The following is an 18,185-nucleotide window of genomic DNA, read 5'->3' as shown; positions in this document are numbered from 1 at the left end:
TCCCCGGCGGGGCGGGCGCGGACGGGCGCGGCCTATGCCGTCGGTGCGGACGTGTCCTCGACAGCAGGCGTGCGCAGCGCGAGCACCGCCACGTCGTCGTCGTTGTCGCGGGGACGGACCCGGTCCAGCAGCAGCTCGCAGAAGGAGTCCAGCGGCCGGTGGGCCAGGGCGGCCGCGTGCCGGCGCAGCTTGTCCAGGCCGAGGTCGAGAGAGCGGCGGGGGGTCTCGATCAGGCCGTCGGTGTAGAGCAGCAGCGTGGCCCGGGGCGGCAGGGCGAGAACGGCGTCGGGGCGTGGCCCGGTGACTCCCGTGCCGAGCAGTATCCCGTGGCCGTCGGTGAGGTAGCGGGCCTGGCCTTCGTGGGTGACCAGCAGCGGAGGCGGATGGCCGGCGTTGGTCCAGCGCAGCCGCCACACCTGGTCGTCACCGAGTGCGATCCTGGCCAGGATCATGGTGGCCATGGGCACCTCGGCTATGTGCCGGATCGCCTCGTCGAGCTGCGCGACCACCGCGCTGGGGTCGGCCGTCGACCGGGACCACGCGAAGGCACGCAGCATGTTGCGGACCTGCGCCATACCGGCGGCGGCGTCCAGGTCGTGCCCGACGACGTCACCGATCGCGAGGGCGTGGGCGGAGTCGGCCAGGGCGAAGGCGTCGTACCAGTCACCGCCGACGAAGGAGGCGTGCGGCGCGGGCACGTAGCGCGCCGTCATCTCCAGCCCGGGCACGGTGGGCAGCTGGGGCAGCAGATGGCGCTGCATCGTCTCGGCGACCTTGCGCTGACGCTGGTAGAGGCGGGCGTTGTCCAATGCCAGGCCCGCGCGCCGGGTGACGTCCTCGAGCAGCGGCAGATCGGCGGGGGTGAAGGCGCCGGGGCACTGTGAACGGCCGAGGGTCAGGGCGCCCAGCACGTCCCGCAGGCCCCGGATGGGCGCGATGATCGCGGAGTGCATACCCGTCTCGGTGAACAGGCGCCGCTGCTCCACCGCGATGCCCGAGTCGGGCGGCCCCTGGTAGGTGGCGGGCCCGGCCAGGGAGGAGGCGGCACCCCGCAGCGCCCGCGACAGCGGCATCGGCGACTCCTCCGGCACGGGCGGCATGGGCCCCTGGAGGTCCTCGCGCTGGACCAGGATGCCGTCCTTGTGCTCGGTCACCAGAGCACGCCGTACCTCGTCCCGCTCGGTGAGCAGGTCGACCACCGCCCAGTCCGCGAGCCGGGGCACGGTCAGGGCCGCCAGCCGGTGCAGTGCCTCGTCGACGTCCAGGGTGGAGGTGAGCTGCGTGGTCGTCTCCGCCAGCAGGGCCAGGCGGTCCAGTTCGCTCAGCGGCTCGGGAGCGGCGCCGGGATCGTGCCCCGGCCCGTCGTGCTCCGGCTCGTACAGCAGCACCAGCGCGCCCTCCTCCGCCGCGTCGGGCGAGCAGGCGGCGACCAGCCAGGACAGCTGCACGAGCGTGCCGTCGCCGCGGGCGAACCAGCCGTCGTCGCCGCGATCGGTGTGGCCCGCCAGCAGCGCCTTCCTCAGCTGACAGCGGGTGCGCGGCATGAGGTGCCCGTGGCTGTCCCGGTGCAGGAGGTCGTGCAGGTCCTGCCCGATCAGTCCCGCGGAGTCCCTGACCAGCGACGTCCGGGCCGCGCGGTTGACCGCGACGATCCGTCCGTCGCCGTCGACCATGAGAGCGGCGGCCTTCACGTTCTCCAGCGTGCCGCTGAGCACGGCACCGGGCCGTCCCTGGCGGCGCCCGGGCACCGAGGGACTGCCCGTGCCGGTGTCGGCGGTGTTCATGTTCCTCCTCGGCGCGGAATGCAGACCGACCCGGGTACCCGGGATGGCCGCAAGCATGCCCCGGACCGGTCTGCGACACCTACAGCCCAGGGTGAATGCCCCGTATGCGCCGAACGCCCGTCTCGGTTCGTGCCCGCGGCGCCAGGGCTGCACGGTGTTCAGCTGCCGTACGCCGGTCGAGCAGGCCGGCACCGGGCGTACCCCGCTGCACCTGGCGGAGGTGCTCGCGGCCGGACTCAAGGGCCAGGCAACCGTGCCGGAGCGGCCCACGGCCCCCGGGACACGCGCCCTGTCCCCGTTGGGCGCCGCCGGCGCGGCCGTGCTGCCCGCGGGATCGAGGGTGCCGTGGAACAGAATGTCTTCGACGCGGGCGTGGTCGTGGAACCACGCGACATGCCGGGTGTCGGGCACGGCGGCGGTGGGCAGGTCGTAGCCGTACTCGTCGGCCGCGACGTCGGGGTCACCGGTTCCCTTCAGTGCTGTCGTGGGGGCCGGCGCCGGGGCGGTCGGCCCGGTGCCGGCTGCCCGGCAGCATCTCCTGGATCTTCGCCTTCAGTCCCTGCTTCACCATGGAGCCGCGGTCGCTGTCGCCGTGCAGGATCGCCGAGGCGGCGGCCTCGATCTGGTCGAGCGAGGCGTGCGGCGGGATCGGGGGTACGGCGGGGTCGGTGCGGAAGTCGATGACGAAGGGCCGGTCGGCGGCGAGCGCCCGGTCCCAGGCGGCCTCCACCTGCGCGGGCTTCTCCACCCGTACCCCGTCCAGGCCGATGCTCCGGGCGATGTCGGCGTAGGGCAGGTCCGGGATGGCCTGCGACTCCTCGAACTGCGGGGCGCCGGACATCGCCCGCATCTCCCAGGTCACCTGGTTGAGGTCGCGGTTGTTCAGGACGGCCACGATCAGCCGCGGGTCGGACCACTCGTGGTGGTACTTGGCGGCGGTGACCAGCTCCATCATGCCGTTCATCTGCATGGCGCCGTCCCCGACCAGGGCGATCGCGGGCCGGTCGGGGTGGGCGAACTTCGCGCCGATGGCGTAGGGCACGCCGGGCCCCATCGTGGCCAGGGTGCCGGACAGCGAGCCGCGCATCCGGCCGCGCAGGCGCAGGTGGCGGGCGTACCAGTTGGTGGCGGAGCCGGAGTCGGCGGTGATGATGGCGTCCTCGGGCAGCTTGCCGTCCAGGGCGTGCACCACGTACTCGGGATTCACCGGATCGGCGTCCACCGCCGCCCGGCGCTGCATGACCTCCCACCAGCGGGAGACGTTCTGCTCGATCCCTTCGCGCCACGTCCGGTCCTCCTTGCGGCGCAGGAGCGGCAGCAGCCGCCGCAACGTCTCCCGGGAATCACCGACGACATTCACCTCGAAGGGGTAACGCAGACCGATCATGTGCGGGTCGATGTCGATCTGCACCGCCCTGGCCTGGTCCAGCTCCGGCATGAACTGCGTGTACGGGAAGCTGGAGCCGATCATCAGCAGGGTGTCGCACCCCTGCATCAGCTCGTAGGAGGGCCGCGTGCCCAGCAGGCCGATGGAGCCGGTCACGTACGGCAGGTCGTCCGGCAGCACGTCCTTGCCGAGCAGCGCCTTGGCCACCCCGGCACCGAGCACGTCCGCCAGCTGCTCCACCTCGGCGCGGGCGCCCCGCGCGCCCTGCCCGATGAGCACGGCGACCTTCTCGCCGGCGTTCAGCACGTCGGCGGCCCGCTGGACGTCCTCGTCGGCCGGCACCGGCGCGGACCGTCCGAGCCCGAGGCTGGAGGGCACCATCTTGAAGGCGTGCGTGGGCGGGCTGTAGTCCAGCTCCTGCACGTCGGCGGGCAGGATGATCGCGGTGACGGTGCGCTCGGCGTACGCGGTCCGGAACGCCCGGTCGATCAGGTTCGGCAGCTGCTCGGGCACCATCGCCGTCTCGCAGAACTCCGAGGCGACGTCCTTGTACAGGCTCTGCAGATCCACTTCCTGCTGGTAGGAGCCGCCCATGGCGCTGCGGTTGGTCTGCCCGACCAGCGCCACCACCGGCACGTGGTCCAGTTTGGCGTCGTACAGCCCGTTGAGCAGGTGGATCGCCCCCGGCCCGGAGGTGGCCGCGCAGACGCCCACCTTCCCGGAGAACTTGGCGTAGCCCACCGCCTGGAAGGCGGCCATCTCCTCGTGCCGCGCCTGCACGAACTTCGGGTCGTTCTCCGCCCGTCCCCATGCCGCCAGCAGACCGTTGATGCCGTCACCCGCGTAGGCGAAGACATGGCTCACGTCCCAGTCGCGCAGCCGTTGGAGGATGTAGTCGGACACCTTCGTGCTCGCCATGGGCGCTCCGTTCCCGATCACTCACTGCCTGTCATGGGTAGCCGGTGGTGTTTCGGGGAAACCTCGCGCTGATGCGTTGGGGTGGGCGTGAAGCCGACGCCGACACCTCCGGTGGGGCCCAGCCCATGGCGTCGGTGTCGTCGAAGTGCAGCACGAGCGAACGGCGCGACGCCGGGCCCTGCTCGCCGTAGGCGCGCGACCGGTCCTGACCTCGCTGGAACCCGTCCTGGACCTGCTCCGCTCAGGGACGGCGCAGGCCGGCCAGGACGGCTCGTTCGACGGGTGACGGGGCCGGGCCGTCCAGGTCGAGCGGGCCCGTGGGCTCCAGCGGCGGCTGGGCGAGGAACCGCGGCGCGGTGCCGCGATGTCGCTGTGCGGCGTGGATGAGGAACGGGTGGCAGAGGAACACGTCCCCCGCGTCCCCGACGGCGGCCACCTCCCGGCGGTCCGCCGACGCCGGGACCGCCCGCGCGCACAGCGGGAACCACGCCTCGCCCTCCTCGCCCGCGGCGGCGAGCAGCGGCGGCACGTCCAGGTGTGAGCCCACCCGGATGCGGGTCGGCGCGTCCTGGGGGCCGACGTCGGTGAACAGGAACAGCATCAGCAGCGCACGTCCGCGCGAGCGCAGGTTCACCCGGTACTCGCCCGTCTCCGTGGTCCAGCCGGCGTCCAGGTGCCAGCCGTCGTCACCGGGGTCCCTCTCGCTCGGGAAACGGAGCGGGAACGTGCCGAGCCCGAGCGGGGCGCGCCAGCGGTCCACGCCCACCAACTGGTCGTAGGCCTCGTGCAGCACAGGTATGTTGGCCGCCTGGCGGAAGGCCTCGGTCGCGATGCCCCCGATCCGCACGACCGGCTCGGTCCAGCTCGCGGGGTCGTCGCGGGAGCAGCCGCTCGCCTCCCACACCTGCTCACGGCACTCCTCCGCCGTGCCCCTCGGGACGGCCCCCGGGACACGGACGAAACCGTCCGCGACGAACGACTCGATCTCGGCGTCGGTCAGCATCGGCAATCCCCACGAGGCTCGGTCCGGCGGTCACCCCGGGCAGCCTCGCCGAGCGGCGCGGCCGACGGCAACTCCATTACCGCGACGGCCTCCGCTGCCTGCCCTCCGACGCGACGACCGATCCGGCGGCTCACCGAGGTACAAAGGTCCGTAAAGGCTGGATCACGCCCTGCTGCCCCCGTCGGAGCTGCTGCCCGTCCGGGGCCCGATCACCGAACAGCTGAGGAACTCGCTCTGTCAGCGCCCGCCGACCGCCCCGGCCGCGTGCGCTGACGATGGGTCCGGGCAGCACACGCGGCCGGCGGGCGGATCAGGTGGTGGACCGTGCGCCGGGAAGCTCCGCGCCGAAGTCGATCTCCGAGTAGCGCCTCTTGAGGCCGGCGCCGGTTCCGCTGATCGTGGCCGATCCGCCGGTGACCGGCCCCGAGGCGGCGCCCCGGGCCGTCCACAGCAGGCCGTCCGCGTTCTCGCCGGGAACGCCGACCACCAGCTCGGCCCTGCCGTCCTTCGTGACGTCGACCAGGTGAACCGCCGAGGCGAACTGGTCGTCCCTCTCGGCGCTGCCGGGGACACCGCCGGTGTTCTGCGACCAGGCCGCCGCACCGGTCGTGGTGAGACCCCCGGCCGAACCGCGCAGCAGGGTCGCCTGCCCCGCGTTCGGGGCGGATCCGATGCCCTCCCCGGGCGCGCCGACCAGGACGTCGGCGTACTTGTCGCCGTTGGTGTCACCGACGCTGAGCGACATCCCGAACTCGTCGCCGTTCTCGCCGGTACCGGGAACACCCGCGGTGTCCTGGGTGATGACCTGCGGCTTCTGGCCGGGCGTGATGCCCTGGGCGCTGCCGTAGAGGACCTGGACCTCGCCCCCGCGGCGGGCCGGGGTGGAGCCGCCGGTCAGGGACGCGTCGTAGGGGACTCCGGTGACCAGGTCGCCGAACCCGTCGCCGTTGATGTCACCGATGCGCCCGGACAGGCCGTCGGCGAGGGGCAGTTCGGTGTACGTGCCGTTGTCCGTCTCGGCGTAGACCGGTCCGCTCACGTCTCCGTCGGTGGGGCCGGGCAGCCAGAAGCGCTCGGCCCGTCCGTCGCCGTCGACGTCTCCCATGACGACTCCGCGGTTGGTGCCGAGCGCGTTGACGAAGTCCCGGCGCACCGGGGCCCCGGTGCGGGTGAACGGCCCCGTGTAGGTGGTGGCGCCGCAGTCACCCGTGACCGCGACGTCGGCAGCTCCGTCACCGGTGACGTCTCCCACCGCGAGCCCGGCGGCGAAGCGGCAGCCCTCGTCCAGACCGGTCGGCGGTGCGACGGACGCGCCGCCCTTGAGGCCGGACGAGCCGCCCCACACCACGGTGAGCGAGCCGACGCCGTACATGGTGCCGGCGGACTCGTCCGGAGTCCCGACGATCAGGTCGGCGTAACCGTCACGGTCCAGGTCCGCGGAGGCGACCGCGGTGCCGAACCGGTCGTACTCCTCCGCCGTACCGGGGATGCCGGACGTGGCCTGGGTGATGACCGTGCGGTGGGAGGCCGACACCCCGTTCGCCGAGCCGTACAGCACGACGACCGCGCCCGCGGAGTCGACCGTGCCGTTGGCGGCTCCGGGTGCGCCGACGGCGAGGTCACGGTAGCCGTCACCGTTGAAGTCGTCCTGTACGGCGGCGGTGTTGGCACCGCGGTAGGGCGTGGCGGCCGCCGCGGGAACGGCCGGCAGGACGACGGCGGCCAATGTGGCGGCCATGCTGACGGTGATGGCGGACGCCAGGAAGCGCGGGGCGGCAGAGCTGGGGGTGCGCACACGGGTGCGGGAGGACATGACGACTCCGGTGTCGGCGGACGGCGGGACGGGGCGGGGGCTGGTCACGGGCCGGTCACCAGGTTTCCGAAGTGGGCCGCACCGGCGGGGCCGAGCCCCGCGCCGCCGGTGCTGACCGAGACGGAACCGGCCGCGGTGACGGACGAGGACGAGCCGCGCAGCGACCACAGGGCACCCGCCCCGCCGTTCTCACCGGGGGCGCCGATGACGAGGTCCGCGTAACCGTCCTTGTCGCTGTCGACGACCCGCAGGGCCGCGCCGAAGGCGTCGCCCGTCTCCGACCCGCCCGGCACTCCCGCGCTGTTCTGCGTCCAGGTACGGGCGTGCGCGGCGTCGAGCTGCCCCGTGGTGCCGCGTACGACGGTGACGGCGCCGCCGCCGTCGTTCTCGCCCGGTGCGCCGATCACCAGGTCGGCGCGGCCGTCCTTGTCGGTGTCGCCGATCGCCACGGAGGCGCCGAAGCGGTCCTTCGCCTCCCCGGAACCGGCCACGCCGGGGGTGTCCTGCGTGATGGTCTGGACGCGGCTGGGGGAGCCTGTGCTTCCGGCGTCGAAATAGATGGTGACCTGGCCGCCGAGCGAGGTGCCCGGACTCTGCGACGGGTCTTCCGGGTTGCCGATGACCAGGTCCGGGGAGCCGTTGCCGTTCAGGTCGCCCACGGCGGAGGTGGTCCCGGCCGGCAGTTCGGCGCCGTCGAAACCGGCCGGGTCGGCGAAGTACGCGCGCGGGTCGTCACCGTTCCCGTCGTAGCCCCAGCCTCCGTCCGACGCGCCCCGGCCGTGCACGATCAGGCGGTCGTCGTCGGAGTTGGGCACGTCGACCGGCGTCAGGGCGACGATGCCGTGACCGGGATTGACGTCGTAGCCGTTGCCTGAGGTGCCCGTCTGGTCGGACAGGTCGGCGGGCACGAACGTGACCTCCGCGTCGTTGGCGCCGACGCCGATCGACAGCTTGCCGTCGTTGACGGGGTTGAGGCCGTTGTAGGTCCCCACCGACAGGGTCCGCCCGTACGCGTCGTGCGAGTACGGCCACGGGTCGTCGACCGACTTCCCCTTCGTCAGGCCGGAAGCGGTGCCGTAGACCACCGTGACCGAGCCACCGCCGTCGTCCCCGTCCACGTCCTCGCCCGGGGAGCCCACGACCAGGTCGCTGTACCCGTCGCGGTTGAGGTCGTACACGGCGACCGCCGCGCCGAAGCGGTCACCGGACTCCGCCGCTCCCGGCACGCCGGGGGAGTTCTGCGTCAGCACGGTGCGTCTGGAGGGGTCGACGCCGTGCGCGGTGCCGTACAGCACGACGACGGCACCGGCCTTGGCGTGACCGGCGACCGTGGCGTCCGGAGCGGACACGACGACGTCGCGGTAACCGTCCTTGTTCACATCGCCCGGCGTGCCGACGGCGGCCTCGGCGCTCGCCATGACCCAGGGCGTGAGACCGGAGGCGAGCAGTGTTGCGGACATCAGCAGGGTGCGTTTACGCACGGGCTCCTCCAGGGAGGGGGATGCGACACGAAGGGCGGTACCGACCTGCTCGGAAGCAGCACCTGACAGAGCATGGTCAGGCTCGGCGCACGCAAGACTCCTGGAGGTGCGGGAGGGTTGTACGGGACGCGGGAGAATTTCCCGCGCCTGATTGCCGGTCCGCGCCGTCGGGCGCGGACCGGCAACAGCCTGCCCGGGCGTCGCTCAGCCGCAGCGGACGCCGTTGAGGGTGAACTCGGTGGGGGAGGCGCCGGGCGTGCCGGAGCCCTGGAATCCGAAGGACGTCGATCCGCCCGCGGCGATCGTCTTGTTGTGCCCGGCGTCGGTGGCGCTGACGGCCGCGCCGGACTGGGTGACGGTCGCGTTCCAGGCGCTGGTCACCTTCTCGGACCCGGCGAAGCTCCAGCCGAGGTGCCAGCCGTTCACCGCGGTGGTGCCGGTGTTGCGGACGGTGACGTCGGCGGTGAAGCCGTTGCTCCAGGAGGAACTGACCTTGTAGGTGATGGCGCAGGCGGTCCCCGGTGTGGGCGTCGGCGTAGGTGTCGGAGTGGGTGTGGGCGTAGGTGTCGGTTTCGGAGTGGGTGTGGGCGTAGGTGTGGGAGTGGGCGTGGGGGTGGGGTCGGTGCCGTCCGGCAGCGCGCCCCACTGCCGTGTGCCGCCGTCCAGCAGCACCAGGTTCGGTGCGTCCACCGGGGTGGCGCCCGGGGTGGTGGGCAGACCCCGCAGGGACCAGTCGTTGGAGGGGTCCCAGGCGCCCGAGGAGGCGATGCGGAACTGGACTTCCTTGCGGTAGGCCGACTGCCCGGCCGGCGCGATCACCGTGTTCGAGCAGTCGACGCTCACGTAGTACACGTCGCCCGCGTACTGCGTCGGCCCGCCGGCCGTGCCGCACTGGTTGTAGTTGGTGGTCACCTTGATGTCCGCGGGTGAGACACCCGGTTCCAGCGTGAAGTAGTACCGCAGGGACGCCTTCGTCAGGGAGCGCGCCGGCCAGGCCGACTTGTTCACCAGGTACGCCTTGATCTCGGTGAAGTTGGCGCCCGAGGCGTTCACCGAGGCCTGCGCCAGCACCTCCGGGCCGTCCGGCTTCTCGACCGGCGGGAACGAGGCGAGCGGGGCACCGCCGTACTCGGCGTAGAGGCGGGCGAGCGCGCCGCTGAACGCCGCGTTGTAGTCGGTGGCGACCTCGTTGTTGACGTAGTTCTGCCGGTCGTCGGTGTAGCTGTCGTCGGCCGCGCTGGGTCCGCCGACGAGGGCTCCGTACAGGGTGTGGCGGCTCTCGGCGGGGCTGGTGATCTGGTCGGTCCACGAACCGTGCGACGTGCGGTGGTGCGGTTTGGTGGGCGGGTTGTCGCCGAAGCCGACGACGTAACTCGCCTTGCGCGGGTTGTCACCGAGCGCGTAGTCGATCTGGCGCACCGCGAAGTCGTGGTAACGCGCCTTGCGGGTCAGGTCGCCGGTCAGCCAGTCGCTGTAGGAGAGCGCGGCGAAGGCGGTGTTGGCCGCGTACCGCAGCGAACCCCACGAGTCCAGCACGGCCTCACCGCCGGGGGAGTAGCGCACCTTGGCGCCGTTCACCCCCGAAGTCCAATAGTCCAGCCAGCGGTTGGCGTCGTCGATGTACTTCTGCTTGCCGGTGAGCTTGGCGAGCAGGACGTAGGAGCCGTAGGAGGTGTCGTCCCAGGAGAGCGTCCACCGGTAGGAGCGGGTGGTGGTCTGCGGCTCGGTGGACAGGCCGTCGTAGTACGTCTCCGCCTTGGCGAGGTAGGCGGCGTCACCGGTGGCCTTGTAGAGCCAGACGGCACCCCACACCAGCTCGTCCTGGTAGCCGCTCCAGGAGTTGTAGTAGGACTGCGCGTCGGTGATGCAGTCGCTGTACTTGCCGCGGTAGGTGTCGGCGAACGTGTACAGCTGCTTGGCGTGGGTGAGCAGCTTCGCCGCGTACGCCGGGTCGTCGTCGGTGAACAGCATCGAGGAGGCGGCCATCGCGGCGGCGGTCTGCCCGGCGAGGTCGGTGCCGGGGCAGGAGGCGTCGATCCGGTACGCGGGGCGGGCCATCGGCATCACCTCCGCCGGGCCCCACCACTTGTGGTCGTCGGCGCCGTTGCCGACCTGCCCGTAGAGCACGTTGGCGGAGGGGTGCGCCTTGACGAAGTAGTCGTTGACGAAGCGGAGGTTGTCCTTGAGGTACTTCACCTGCCCGGAGGCGCTGTACGCGGCCTTCTGCTCGATGCCGCCCCAGGCCAGCACGGTCGCGCTGTACGCCATCGGCAGGCCGAACTTCACGTGGTCGCCGGCGTCGTACCAGCCGCCGGTCAGGTCCAGGCCGACGTCCTTGCCGTCGTCCAGCCCCGAGTCACCGCGCCAGGACACCCGGTTGCCGGTGGGCAGGTGACCGGAGCGCTGGGCCTCGTAGAAGAAGAGCGACTTCTGCAGCGCCTCGCCGTAGGCGAAGGCCGGTGCGGCCTGGGCCGGGGTCGCGGTGAGCGGGGTGAGTGCGGCCGCGAGCAGCGCGGCCACCCCGGCGAGGGCGCCACCCCAGCGGGAGCGGCGGGGGCCACCGGGCGGAGAGGGGCGGGGCAGGGGCGTGCGGGACGGGCGCGTGAAGGCAGGCAGGCGCAACGGATCGTCCTTCCGTGGGGCGCGCGGCGCACGGCCTGCGGCCTGCCGGATGGGCGGGCGGCACGCCGGAGTCGGCGGGGCGGGCGGGGTACCGGTGAGGTGCTGGGGAGGTGCGCGGCTCGTGCGGGGGCGGGGCGTTGCGGTGCGGTGGTGCCGTGCGGTGGTGCCGTGCGTGGGGCGTCCGTACGCCGCCGTGGGAGCGCTTCCACGGACAGGCTTATGAAGCCAGCACCGGCCCGCCCTGTCAACGGTCGTGAAGGGAATGGCCCGGGGAGCCGGCGGTGCGAGCCGGACTCGATCCGGGGTGCCCCGGCGCGCGAGCCGCCCTCGGCACCGACACAGGAGAAGCACGCCGAGCGGCGTCCGCCGGGCCCCGTCTGCCCCGACCTCAACTTGTCGTGCCCATTCTCTGATTCGTTGTTTAACTCGGCTTGCGAGGGCACTCGTGGGAGCGCGAACGTCGATCTTGGCGTTCTTCTCACCCGCGGAGTGCAGCAGACGCTCCCATGTCCGGATAGGTGTCTTTCGATGAGCGCTGTGAACCCCGTCAGCAACACAGGCCACCACTCGGGCACCGACGCGGTGACGTCCCGGCCGCGCCGCCTCTCCACCGAGACGAAGGCCGCCTTCAAGACCACCGAATTCTTCGCCTACGTCGCCGCGGTCGTCGCGGTGCTGATCGCCTCCATGGTGGTCGGAGACGACGAGGGGCACGCCGACTACTTCCGCGCCGACAGGGCCTGGCTGTACATCGTGGTGCTCACCGTCGGTTACATGATCAGCCGCGGCCTGGCCAAGTCCGGCAGCCGCGACCCCTACGACGAGTCCCGCTGACCACTCGTCACGCAGAGCGCGTCGCGACGCGCATGCCGGTTGCCGTCGGGCGCCCGGCCGGAGGGTCTCACGACCTGCCGGCCGGGCGCCCGATCTGCGTCATGCCATCCTGCCGTCAGGCGGGGCCGAGGACACAGAACTCGTTGCCCTCCGGGTCGGCCGGAACTCGCCACGGAAAGTCACCCCGGCCTGCGTCCGCAGGCGTCATACCGAGGTTCCCCGGCCGGGCGGCCTGCGCCGCTTGATGCTCACTGTCGAGACGACGTCAAGCTCCCTACGGGCCGGTGTCTGGCGAGTCCCGAATCGTAGGCAATGCCCGGTCGGTCGAGGTGTCGAAAGTTTCGGCTTGCCGGGCGACCGACTTCGGGTTACGCAAAGGCGCGTCAGCCTCCCGCCCGACGCTTGCTTGTGCTCTGAACTGGCCTTGCGTACGCGCCTACTAGCCATCTCGAAACATTCGATGCCTGGCCTGGGAATTAGGTCACCAAGTTTCGATGAGGTTTCGGAAACATAGTCATTGACCGTTATTCGGCGGCGGGAGCATACTCGCCAGCGATCGGCCGCTTCCCCAGCGGAAGCCCTCGTCCGACCCGTCCGACCCCCCACCAGCCCTCAGCAGGAGGAAGACGCATGGACATGAACAGCCCGCTCGCCCACCCGATGAGCCGTAGGGGCTTCATCGGCCGCGCCGGTGCCCTGGCACTGGCCACGTCCGCCTCCGGTCTGCTGCTGCCCGGCACGGCCCGGGCCGCGACGACCATCACCACCAACCAGACCGGCATCAACAACGGCTTCTACTACTCCTTCTGGACCGACGGCGGCGGGTCGGTCTCCATGACCCTGGGTTCCGGCGGCAACTACAGCACCTCGTGGCGCAACTGCGGGAACTTCGTCGCGGGCAAGGGCTGGAGCAACGGCGGGCGCCGGAACGTGACGTACTCGGGCAGCTTCAGCCCGTCCGGCAACGGCTACCTGTCGTTGTACGGGTGGACGTCCAACCCGCTCGTCGAGTACTACATCGTCGACAACTGGGGCACCTACCGGCCCACCGGAACGTACAAGGGCACCGTCAGCACCGACGGCGGCACGTACGACATCTACCAGACGACGCGGTACAACGCCCCCTCCGTGGAAGGCACCAAGACCTTCAACCAGTACTGGAGCGTCCGGCAGTCCAAGCGCACGGGCGGCACCATCACCACCGGCAACCACTTCGACGCCTGGGCCCGCTACGGGATGCAACTGGGCAGCTTCAACTACTACATGATCCTCGCCACCGAGGGATACCAGAGCAGCGGCAGCTCGAACATCACGCTGAACGGCTGAACGGCCGTGCGAACGCCAACACGCCTTCTGACCATGGGACTCGCCGTCGCCGCGACGGCCGTGGCCGGGACCGTCGCGTCCACCGTCCACGCCACCCCGGCGCGCGCCGCCACCTGCAACGGGTACGTCGGACTCACCTTCGACGACGGCCCGTCCAACGGCAACACACCGGCCCTGCTCAACGCGCTCAGGCAGTACGGGCTGCGGGCCACGATGTTCAACGAGGGCCAGTACGCCGCCGCCTACCCCGCCCAGGTACGGGCCCAGGTGAACGCCGGCATGTGGGTCGGCAACCACAGTTACACCCACCCGCACCTCACCCAGCAGAGCCAGGCCACGATCGACTCCGAGATCTCCCGGACGCAGCAGGCCGTCTCCGGCGCGGGCGGCGGCACGCCGAAGCTGTTCCGCCCGCCGTACGGCGAGACCAACGCGACGGTGCGCTCCGTCGAGGCCAAGTACGGCCTGACGGAGGTCATCTGGGACGTCGACTCGCAGGACTGGAACGGCGCGAGCACCGACGCGATCGTGCAGGCCGCCGGCCGGCTCACCAACGGCCAGATCATCCTCATGCACGAGTGGCCCGCCAACACCCTCGCCGCCATCCCCCGCATCGCGCAGACACTGGCGAGCAAGGGCCTGTGCGCCGGCCGCATCTCCCCGCAGACGGGCCGCGCAGTTGCCCCCTGACGGGATTGCGACCAGGCGGAGCGGGCCGGCCTCTCCTGAACCTGGGGGTGCCGGGGCCAGAGACGGGGCCACCGCGTTCTGTCCGTAGAGTTCCCGCATGACGGATGCGAGTGAGCAGGCCGTGCGAGCGGCCATCGACGGGGAGATGCGGCTCCTCGACCCCGAGGTGCGGGCGTCGCCGGAGCGTGTCCTTGAGCTTCTCGATCCCGAGTTCACCGAGATCGGGGCTTCCGGACGCCGGTGGGACATCGGGTCGATCCTCACGGTGACGAGCGGCGGCTCGGTGTCCCCGGAGTCTCCGGTCGAGGTCAGCGAGATGTCCGGAGTCGTTCTCGCTCCGGGGATCGTTCACCTGACGTACTTCGCGGACAACCAGGGTCGTCGGGTATGGCGCAGCTCGTTGTGGCGCTTGACCGAGACGGGCTGGCGGATGTACTTCCACCAGGGCACTCCGACGGCTTGAGCAGTGCCATGCTCCCGGCCCACCGCCACGCGGTACGGCGGGCGGGGGCTGTGGCTGGTGCATCAGATGTGCGGCCTCGTCGAGATCCGTTCCGCCCCCGATGAGGGCACCACGATCCGCCTGCACACGGAACTGCCCGACTGACCCGCCATCGTCCGACTGACCGTACTGCCCGGCCGACCGCCCCCGGCCGGCCCGGCATGCGCGTGAGCGGGTGAGCACCGCGGCCGGTCACCGATCGGCCGCGGCCCGCCGCGTGACCTCGCAGTGAGCAATCTCCGCCACGTGCCCCGAACTGGCGACCGGCACCCGGACGGTCGCCTTGCCCTTGGCGGACACCGGCACCTGATCGGAGGTGTCGACCAGGGTGCGGCCGCCCGCGTCCTTGAAACTGATCTTCACGGTGAACGTGCCGTCGCGTCCGTTCGGGTTCCTGACCTCGACGGTGGCGTACGGGTCGTCCGTGCTCGCGCAGTGCACGAGCACGGCGGTGCCGTCCCTGAGCGGCTTGGCGGCAGCGCTGGAGGAGGACGCCGTGGGGGTGGAACGGCGGGTGGGCCGGGAGCGGTACGTACCGCCGCCACTTCCGCCGGTACTCGATGTCGACGAGCTGTCGTGATCCTGGCTGGAGCTGCTGCACCCGCCCCCGCCACCGCTGTGATGGCCACGGTCCCCGTGACCACGGGCCGAGAACCCGGTCAGGGCCAGCACGACCATCGCCGACACCGCTGTGAATCTGAGCCTACGCCCCCGCATGTACATGCCGCCCACCCTACGCACAGCCGTCGCACCCGCTCCCGGCAGGGCAGCCGCATGCCTCGGCGGTTTTCACCCCGCCGAGGCGTCCGGGCCGTGCCATTCGCAGAACAGGACGGTCGCGTCGTCGTGGAGCCGCCCGCGGTGGTAGTCCATGACGGCGTGCATCAGCCGGCGCAGCGTCTCGTCGACGGGCAGGTTGTCGGCGTGGTGGCGGATGATGAACTCGGTGAACCGCTCCACGCCGAACTCCCGGCCGTCGCCGTCCCGGGCCTCGGTGATGCCGTCGGTGAACAGCAGCAGCCGGTCGCCGGGCTCCAGCTGCTCGGTGGACTGCTTGATCGGCAGGTTGAACCCGCTGCCCATCGGTCCGGCCGGCGGGCAGCGCAGGGTGCTGGCCCAGCGGCCGCCGCGGATGAGTACCGGCAGCATGTGGCCGCGGTTGACCCAGCTGAACGTGCCGGTGTCCAGTTCCAGGTCCCCGAGGATGCCGGTGGCGTAGCGGCTGTGGCCGAACTGCCTGACGAGGGTGTCCTCGATGGCCTCGCTGGCATCCGGGAGGGTCGCACCGGCGCGGCGGTGGCTGCGGCAGGTGGCCATCGCCAGCGCGGCGGTCAGGCCGGCCGAGGTGTCGTGGCCCATCGCGTCGAAGACCGCCAGGTGCAGGACGTCACCGGCGAGCGCGTACTCGTAGGCGTCGCCGGCCACGTCGTAGGCCGGTTCCATGAAGGCGCTGACGGTGGCCCGCCGGTCGGAGAAGGTCCGCGGCGGCATCATGGTCCACTGCAGTTCGGCCGGGACGCCCATCGGCCGGGTGCGGGTCAGCCGGGCGTGGGAGTCGCTGTTGGCCCGCTTGGACACCAGCAGCAGACCCGCCATCGACGCCAGCGCCCGCATCACCTCCTCGTCGGGCCTGCCGCGGTCACCGGGGCCGGCCGTGACGTGCAGGACGCCCAGACGTTCGGCGCCGTCCAGCACCGGCATCCAGCACCCGCCGCCACGCGCGGGCGAGGTGGCCCCGATGACCTGGAAGGCGCGGCCCGGCAACGTGCCCTCGATCCGGTACTGCTCGCCGCCTCCGCCCGCGTCGAGACCGACCCCGGTGACCTCGCGCAGCACCTCTTCCTGGAGATCCGCCACGAACAGCCGGGCCCCGCCCGCACCCGCCGCCACCGCCGCGGCGTCGAGCAGCCGGGGCAACTGCTCGAACGGCGCCGTATGACTGGCCTCCAGCAGCCCGGTCAACGCCCGCGCCAGACCGTCCGCCGTCATCTCCACCGCCGCAGCCCGGAACTCGTGCCGCCCGCATCCGACTGTTCCGCCATGATCAATCCCCTACCAGTGCAAGACCACCCGGGACCCGCAGATCGACAGGCACACGACACCGGGGTCCCCAGGCATGAAGCCGGGCGGAACGACAGCAGCGAGACCGTTCCACCCCGAGCCGTGCACAGGGCGGTCGGGCGACGATCCCCACAAGACTCTCACCTCAGTGCGGGCCTCAACAATCCGCCCCCTCCGCACTGTGGCGAGGACCGGCGGGGCGATTACCGGATCGCCGCTTCGTTAGGGTGTGGCCATGGCGAACTACGTGCTGGTGGCGGGGGCGCGGCTCGGATCGTGGGCGTGGGACGACGTGGTGCCGCGGCTGCGCGCGGCCGGCCACGGCGTCCACCCGCTGACCCTGTCCGGCCTCGCCGAGCGGCAGGGCGTGCCGGCCGGGCAGCAGACCCACGTCCAGGACATCGTCGACGAGGTCGAGCGCCAGGATCTGCGCGACGTCATCCTGGTCGGTCACAGCTACTCGGGCATCCCGGTCGGTCAGGCCGCCGGACGGATCGGTGACCGCTTGGCGGGCGTGGTCTACGTCGACTCCAGTGTCCCCGCCGACGGCGAACCGTTCGTCTCCGCCTGGCCGGACGGCGGGGAGACGATGCGGGCATCGATCGCCGAGAACGGGGGATACTGGCCGGTCGCGGCCGCGGCCCACTTCGAGGGGCATGGTCTCACCGCGGAGCAGATCGCACGGATCGTGGGCGGCTCGACGCCCCACCCGGGCGCGACGCTGACCGAGCCCGCGATCGTGGACAAGCCGCTTCGTGACCTGCCGACGACGTACATCAAGTGCACGCTCGGCGATCCCGAGCCGAGCGACGACGTCGCCGAGCTGCTCACCAGCGAGCACTGGCGGCTGATCGAGATGGCCACCGGCCACTGGCCGATGTTCTCCCAGCCGCGCGAACTGGCACAGATCCTCCTCACCACGGCCGGCTGACCGCGGCGAGCGCGCTGCGGGTGGCGGGTGGCGGGACTGTGCACGGCCGCCAGTAGGCTACCGGGGTGCGTACGGTCGAGCTTCTGTTGGACGAGGCGGCGGAGCTGGCGGTCCGGGAGGCCTGGCGGCGACTTGCGGACGCGGGGCTGCCCAGTCAGGCGCGTCACCGCTCACCGACCAACAGCCCGCACCTCACCCTCGCCGCCTGCCCGGAGCTGACCGCCCCGATCCGCTGGGAACTCGCCGAGGTGGCAGCCGCCCTGCCGCTACCGGTGCGGTTCACCGGCCTGGTCCGCTTCGAGCGGCCCACGTCGGTGCTGGCCTGGGCGCTGGACCTGGACTCCGCGCTGGCCGACCTGCACCGCAGGGTGTGGGAGGCGGTGGCCTCGGACAGCCCGCCCGAGACCCTCAACCCGTTGCACGAACCCGGGCGCTGGAGCCCCCACATCACCCTCGGCCGCACACGGCGGGCCGGTGCCTTCACCGACCGGCGGGTGCCTGAGCTGCTGCCGGCGCCGCCGCTGTCCGTCCGGCTCACGACCCTGCGCAGTTACGACACCCGGAGTGGCGCGCTGGAGGTCCTGGAATGAGGGCAGAACGCACGTGGTGGACGACTTCGGCGGAGCGGCTGTGAATGCCCACCCGGCGAAGCCACCCGCAGGGGGCGTGGGGCTGTTCGCCGCCGTTGTTCCCGTTCGTGGCGCGGTGTCCAGGCCGTGTCCCGAGATGCAGACCTGTCGTGGCGGCGTGACGAGAGCCGCCGCGTGAGGCTGTCAACGCCGACCGGGCTCACCGACGTCGGTGAGCCCGGTCTCGCTCGCGTCCCGGGGACG

Annotated in this window: 13 protein-coding genes and 3 pseudogenes; 7 read left to right on the top strand and 9 right to left on the bottom strand. The window is 71.8% G+C overall.

Annotated features, from left to right (window positions below):
• Window positions 1–32: 32 nt before the first annotated feature.
• From ACZ6CZ_RS18235 to ACZ6CZ_RS18210, 6 genes are all read right to left on the bottom strand, one after another.
• A complete protein-coding gene (locus ACZ6CZ_RS18235) occupies window positions 33–1,784 on the bottom strand; it encodes a PP2C family protein-serine/threonine phosphatase (protein ID WP_469021787.1) in 1,752 nt (583 codons plus the stop codon).
• Between the two features lie 460 nt (window positions 1,785–2,244).
• Entirely contained in the window at window positions 2,245–4,089 is a 1,845-nt protein-coding gene (locus ACZ6CZ_RS18230) for a thiamine pyrophosphate-requiring protein (protein ID WP_469021784.1), read from the bottom strand.
• Window positions 4,090–4,330: 241 nt separating this feature from the next.
• Window positions 4,331–5,092 carry a phytanoyl-CoA dioxygenase family protein gene (locus ACZ6CZ_RS18225; protein WP_469021781.1) on the bottom strand — a complete coding sequence of 254 codons (762 nt, stop codon included), beginning with the start codon at window positions 5,090–5,092 and terminating at the stop codon, window positions 4,331–4,333.
• Between the two features lie 310 nt (window positions 5,093–5,402).
• On the bottom strand, window positions 5,403–6,953 hold the full coding sequence (locus ACZ6CZ_RS18220) for an FG-GAP-like repeat-containing protein (protein ID WP_469021778.1): 1,551 nt from the start codon (window positions 6,951–6,953) through the stop codon (window positions 5,403–5,405).
• A complete protein-coding gene (locus ACZ6CZ_RS18215) occupies window positions 6,950–8,386 on the bottom strand; it encodes a hypothetical protein (RefSeq protein WP_469021775.1) in 1,437 nt (478 codons plus the stop codon). The genes ACZ6CZ_RS18220 and ACZ6CZ_RS18215 overlap by 4 nt, the downstream gene beginning before the upstream one ends.
• A gap of 204 nt (window positions 8,387–8,590) precedes the next feature.
• Window positions 8,591–11,008: a glycoside hydrolase family 9 protein gene (locus tag ACZ6CZ_RS18210; RefSeq protein WP_469021772.1), complete on the bottom strand. Its 2,418-nt coding sequence runs from the start codon at window positions 11,006–11,008 to the stop codon at window positions 8,591–8,593.
• 528 nt (window positions 11,009–11,536) lie between these two features.
• Here ACZ6CZ_RS18210 and ACZ6CZ_RS18205 point away from each other — a divergent pair.
• Window positions 11,537–11,842, top strand: coding sequence for a hypothetical protein (locus tag ACZ6CZ_RS18205; protein ID WP_469021770.1), 306 nt, complete (start codon window positions 11,537–11,539; stop codon window positions 11,840–11,842).
• Window positions 11,843–11,963: 121 nt separating this feature from the next.
• Here ACZ6CZ_RS18205 and ACZ6CZ_RS18200 read toward each other — a convergent pair.
• Window positions 11,964–12,089 (bottom strand): annotated as a pseudogene (locus tag ACZ6CZ_RS18200) (VOC family protein); the annotation flags it as partial.
• Window positions 12,090–12,478: 389 nt separating this feature from the next.
• Here ACZ6CZ_RS18200 and ACZ6CZ_RS18195 point away from each other — a divergent pair.
• From ACZ6CZ_RS18195 to ACZ6CZ_RS18180, 4 genes and pseudogenes are all read left to right on the top strand, one after another.
• Window positions 12,479–13,168 carry a glycoside hydrolase family 11 protein gene (locus tag ACZ6CZ_RS18195; RefSeq protein WP_469022601.1) on the top strand — a complete coding sequence of 230 codons (690 nt, stop codon included), beginning with the start codon at window positions 12,479–12,481 and terminating at the stop codon, window positions 13,166–13,168.
• Window positions 13,169–13,201: 33 nt separating this feature from the next.
• Window positions 13,202–13,855: pseudogene (locus tag ACZ6CZ_RS18190) on the top strand (polysaccharide deacetylase family protein); the annotation flags it as partial.
• A 100-nt stretch (window positions 13,856–13,955) separates the two neighbouring features.
• Window positions 13,956–14,321 (top strand): nuclear transport factor 2 family protein, encoded by a 366-nt coding sequence (locus ACZ6CZ_RS18185; protein ID WP_469021767.1) that lies wholly within the window; start codon window positions 13,956–13,958, stop codon window positions 14,319–14,321.
• 15 nt (window positions 14,322–14,336) lie between these two features.
• Window positions 14,337–14,465, top strand: a pseudogene (locus tag ACZ6CZ_RS18180) (sensor histidine kinase); the annotation flags it as partial.
• Between the two features lie 87 nt (window positions 14,466–14,552).
• Here the strand turns inward: ACZ6CZ_RS18180 and ACZ6CZ_RS18175 are convergent.
• Together ACZ6CZ_RS18175 and ACZ6CZ_RS18170 are read right to left on the bottom strand one after the other, a co-directional pair.
• The gene (locus ACZ6CZ_RS18175) at window positions 14,553–15,038 is read right to left on the bottom strand and encodes a hypothetical protein (RefSeq protein WP_469022600.1); all 486 of its coding nucleotides are present in this window, start codon (window positions 15,036–15,038) and stop codon (window positions 14,553–14,555) included.
• Between the two features lie 111 nt (window positions 15,039–15,149).
• A complete protein-coding gene (locus ACZ6CZ_RS18170) occupies window positions 15,150–16,349 on the bottom strand; it encodes a PP2C family protein-serine/threonine phosphatase (protein WP_469021766.1) in 1,200 nt (399 codons plus the stop codon).
• Between the two features lie 307 nt (window positions 16,350–16,656).
• On the opposite strand from ACZ6CZ_RS18170, the gene ACZ6CZ_RS18165 reads away from it, so the two are divergent.
• Both ACZ6CZ_RS18165 and ACZ6CZ_RS18160 read left to right on the top strand, forming a co-directional pair.
• Window positions 16,657–17,352, top strand: a complete 696-nt coding sequence (locus ACZ6CZ_RS18165; RefSeq protein WP_469021763.1) for an alpha/beta fold hydrolase — start codon at window positions 16,657–16,659, stop codon at window positions 17,350–17,352.
• 65 nt (window positions 17,353–17,417) lie between these two features.
• Complete coding sequence (locus ACZ6CZ_RS18160; RefSeq protein WP_469021761.1) at window positions 17,418–17,942, top strand: 2'-5' RNA ligase family protein; 525 nt, start codon at window positions 17,418–17,420, stop codon at window positions 17,940–17,942.
• Window positions 17,943–18,185: the final 243 nt, after the last annotated feature.

The sequence above is a fragment of the Streptomyces sp. NPDC041135 genome (assembly GCF_055592085.1).
This window is presented reverse-complemented; position numbering and strand designations above follow the sequence as displayed.